Origin of the sequence: Virgibacillus sp. DJP39, from assembly GCF_049310925.1 — a bacterium.
In the GTDB taxonomy this organism is placed as follows: Bacteria; Bacillota; Bacilli; order Bacillales; family Amphibacillaceae; genus Virgibacillus_F.
The window spans coordinates 1-1,924 of sequence record NZ_JBMERP010000163.1 but is presented as its reverse complement, the minus strand read 5'-3'; the positions used below and the strand labels follow the sequence as shown (position 1 = coordinate 1,924).

Here is a 1,924-nt window from a genome sequence, read left to right as displayed (position 1 = left end):
CTCGACAGCCTGACTAAGCAACCAACTTTGTTGATTGCTTAGTTTAATCTAGTTACCTATTGTCTATCATATCCAATTGATTTAACAGATAATCAGAGGTTATTTATATGACTTGATTTATGACATCATTCATTGCTTGTTTTAGGGACTGGAGGCTCTTTTGGCTAGCTTCCTTTGAATCCTCACAAACTCCGTAATAACATTTTATCTTTGGTTCTGTGCCTGACGGACGAAGACATACCCAACTATTTTTTTCAAGAACGAACTTCAGAGCATTCTCATTCGGTAAGTCCATATTTTCCTGTTTATTTCCATCACCAAAAATGGTTCGTTTACCTGTTGCGTAATCCTCCATCACTTCAACTTTGAACCCAGCAACTTCTTTAAGCGGATTTTTACGGACATCCTCCATAATCGCTGCAATTTTGGCTGTTCCTTCTTTACCTTTAAGGGTTAGCGCAGACATGCCCTCCTGAAAATAGCCATGTTTTTCGTAAATACCGTCTAATGCTTCGAGTAATGTTTTCCCCTGCTCTTTCCAATAGTGGGCCATTTCACAAGACATCATAGCGGCTTGAACTGCGTCTTTATCTCGAGCAAAGCTGCTGATTAAATAGCCATAGCTTTCCTCAAAGCCAAAGATGAATGTCTCACCAGAACTGTCAAATTGATGGATTTTTTCCCCGATGTATTTAAACCCTGTTAATGTGTCAATCGTTTTTGCTCCATAATAGGTTGCTATAGCTCTGCCTAATTCTGTTGTCACGATTGTTTTAAGAACTCGAGAGTTTGGAAGTAAGGATTGATCGCTGTGTGACAAAATATAGTCTAACAGTAAAGCCCCCAGCTGGTTTCCTGTCAATACAGTGTAAGAATCATCTACGTCCCTTACAGCCACTCCCAAACGATCTGCATCAGGGTCAGTCCCAATCAGGATATCTGCATCTACTTTCATACCTTTTTTAATTGCCAGTGTAAATGCTTGATGCTCTTCTGGATTAGGCGATTCTACTGTAGAAAATTCCGGATCTGGCATCGCCTGTTCTTCAACGACATGCACGTGAGAAAATGACAGCTGCTTAAGTCCTTTTAACACTAAATCATGCGAGGTACCATGAAGTGGTGTAAACACAATGGAAAGTGATTTATCAGTTGAGATCTCTTCTTTTCTGAGTTTAGAAATTTGCTTTAACTGTTCCAAATAGGCATTGTCAATTTCACTACCTATCCAATTCAACAAATCCTTATCTTCAAGTACAGCTTTTTCTAAAACGGGTACTGTCAATTCATTTTCTGTTTGTCCGATATGGGAAATGATTTCAGCGGCTTCATCTGGAACGATTTGTCCCCCATCTTCATTATAAACCTTAAACCCGTTATATTCCGGAGGGTTATGACTTGCAGTGATCATAATACCTGCTACTGCACCAAGGTAACGTACGGCGAATGACAGCACCGGTGTTGGATGAAGCTGGTCAAACACATGAGCTTTTATACCATGCGAACCAAGGACTTTTGCCGATTCAAGTGCAAATTCCTGTGACATATACCGCGAATCATAAGCAATAACTACTCCTCGGTCAAAAACATTCACACAATTTACTTTAAGGTAACTCGCAAGACCATTAACTGCCTTTCTTATGGTATATATATTCATCCGGTTTACACCAGGGCCAAGTACACCACGCATTCCGCCTGTTCCAAATGTTAGTTCCTTGTAGAAGGCATCTTCTAATGCAGCTTGATCATCTTTCATCTGCTTTAAATTCTCTTTTAATGATGGATCTAAGTTATCGAATGTATTCCATTTCTCGTATGCCTTTTTCCACGTATTCATGTAAAAAACTCCCCCTATTACACCCCTAGTTAAGTATCTTAAAGTTTAGCACATTTTTTATTTTTATTCTATTTGCCCCCCTAATTG

Annotated in this window: 1 protein-coding gene; it reads right to left on the bottom strand. The window is 39.4% G+C overall.

What is annotated here, in order from left to right; translation table 11 throughout:
* Positions 1-103 precede the first annotated feature (103 nt).
* The gene (locus tag ACOI1D_RS21425) at positions 104-1,837 is read right to left on the bottom strand and encodes a phospho-sugar mutase (RefSeq protein ID WP_422504225.1); all 1,734 of its coding nucleotides are present in this window, start codon (positions 1,835-1,837) and stop codon (positions 104-106) included.
* Between the last annotated feature and the right edge of the window lie 87 nt (positions 1,838-1,924).

What these genes read in the sequence shown, in the direction of transcription:
- ACOI1D_RS21425 (WP_422504225.1), bottom strand. Translation starts at nt 1,837, where the DNA reads ATGAATACGTGGAAAAAGGCATACGAGAAATGGAATACATTCGATAAC.